This is a genomic window from Aquabacterium sp. CECT 9606 (assembly GCF_918741295.1).
Lineage (GTDB): Bacteria > Pseudomonadota > Gammaproteobacteria > Burkholderiales > Burkholderiaceae_C > Aquabacterium.
Genome location: NZ_CAKKNB010000013.1, coordinates 1 through 1,318 on the forward strand (window position 1 = coordinate 1; position 1,318 = coordinate 1,318).

General features: G+C 61.2%; 1 protein-coding gene and 1 other annotated feature. The gene reads left to right on the forward strand.

Annotation, left to right across the window (positions count from 1 at the left end):
* Positions 1-50: 50 nt before the first annotated feature.
* Positions 51-1,279, forward strand: a protein-coding gene (locus LQ232_RS23470; protein WP_230182824.1) for an IS3 family transposase whose coding sequence is annotated in 2 segments (ribosomal slippage) — positions 51-339 and positions 339-1,279 — 1,230 coding nt in all. Because the reading frame shifts where the segments join, the coding sequence is not laid out codon by codon here.
* Positions 329-445, forward strand: a sequence feature (AL1L pseudoknot). (Overlaps the previous gene by 117 nt.)
* Positions 1,280-1,318 lie beyond the last annotated feature (39 nt).

The following is a 1,318-nucleotide window of genomic DNA, read 5'->3' on the forward strand; positions in this document are numbered from 1 at the left end:
TGAACCGCCCCGGGTTTTGAGGAGGCTCTAACTCTTGAGAAGATAGAGCCATGAGCAAGTCGAACAAGTTTTCCCCCGAGGTACGCGAACGCGCCGTTCGTCTGGTGCAGGAGCATCGAGGCGAATACCCGTCACTGTGGGCGGCCGTTGAGTCGATCGCGCCCAAGATCGGTTGCACCGCCCAGACACTGAACGAATGGGTCAAGCGCCACGAGATTGATTCTGGCGCCAGAGATGGCATGACGACGGCCGACATGGAGCGCCTGAAGACGCTTGAGCGTGAGAACAAAGAGCTGCGCAAGGCCAACGAAATCCTCAAGCTGGCCAGCGCGTTTTTCGCCCAGGCGGAACTCGACCGCCGCCTGAAGTCCTGAGGGCTTTTGTCGATCGGCATCGCCACACCTACGGGGTCGAGTCGATCTGCAAAGTGCTGCAGATCGCCCCGTCGGCCTATTGGCGCCACGCCTGGCTGCAACGTCAGCCCGACAAACGCTGCGCTCGCGCCAAACGTGACGAAGTCCTGCTGCCGCATGTTCATCGGGTCTGGCTGGCCAACATGCAGGCCTACGGCGCCGACAAGGTCTGGATGCAGATGAACCGCGAGGGCATCAAGGTGGCCCGTTGTACCGTCGAGCGGCTAATGCGGCAGCTCGGACTGCGCGGCGTGGTCCGAGGCAAGGTGATGCGAACCACTGTTCCCGATGCCAAGGCGCTTTGCCCTCAAGACAAGGTCAATCGCCAGTTCAGGGCCGATCGGCCCAACCAACTCTGGGTGTCGGACTTCACCTATGTCTCCACCTGGCAGGGCTGGCTGTACGTGGCCTTCGTGATCGACGTGTACGCGCGCCGCATCGTGGGCTGGCGCGTGAGCAGTTCAATGCGTACGGACTTCGTGCTCGATGCGTTGGAGCAGGCGCTGTATGCCCGCCAGCCCGAGCGGGATGGGTCATTGACGCATCACTCGGACAGGGGGTCTCAATACGTCAGCATTCGCTACACCGAGCGCTTGGCTGAGGCAGGTATCGAACCGTCCGTTGGTAGCCGTGGTGACAGCTATGACAACGCGCTGGCCGAGACCATCAACGGGCTGTACAAGGCCGAGCTGATCCACCGTCGGGCACCTTGGAAGACCAGGGAGTCTGTCGAACTTGCCACGCTCGAATGGGTCGCTTGGTTCAACCATCATCGGCTGCTTGAGCCCATCGGCTACATCCCACCAGCCGAGGCTGAGGCAAACTACTACCGGCAACTCGCCAATCAGGTCAAGACCATTGCCTGACTTAAACCAACCGGCCTCCACAAAACCCGGGGCGGTTCA